Origin of the sequence: Mesorhizobium sp. M1307 (assembly GCF_040318155.1) — a bacterium.
Lineage (GTDB): Bacteria > Pseudomonadota > Alphaproteobacteria > Rhizobiales > Rhizobiaceae > Mesorhizobium.
On record NZ_JAMYLR010000127.1, the window covers coordinates 1 to 531 of the forward strand.

At 65.5% G+C, this 531-nt stretch carries 1 protein-coding gene; it reads left to right on the forward strand.

What is annotated here, in order from left to right:
• On the forward strand, positions 1-531 hold a 531-nt coding region (locus NKH16_RS34955; RefSeq protein ID WP_352903998.1), incomplete at both ends, for a transposase.

Sequence of the window (531 nt, forward strand, 5' to 3'; positions counted from 1 at the left end):
GTCGCCCGTTTCGACGGCGGCATGCTGTCGTCCAACAGCGGCGTTCTGGCCTTGGCCGAGGTGGAAAAGCGGTTGCGGGTGGCCGAGCGTCTGGCGCGTTGCATCGACGATCCGCGCTGCCCGGACCAGGTCGTCCACAGCCTGGCGGACATGATCGGCTTTCGCATGAAGATGATCGCCGCCGGCTACGAGGACGGCAACGACGCCAACCGGCTGCGCCGCGATCCGGTCTTCAAGATGGCCCAGGATGCGCTGCCGTCGGGTCGGGATCTGGCGTCGCAATCGACGCTGTGCCGGCTGGAGAACCTACCCGGCGTGCGGGAGCTGGTCGCGATGGGACGGGCGATGGTCGATCTCTATTGCGCCTCGTTCCGGCAGGTGCCGAAGCGGATCGTACTCGACATTGACGACACCTTCGACGCTGTGCACGGAGGCCAACAGCTTCGCCTGTTCAATGCCCACCATGACGAGTACGGCTTCCAGCCGATCGTCGTGTTCGATGGTGCGGGACGGTTCGTCAGCGCGATCCTG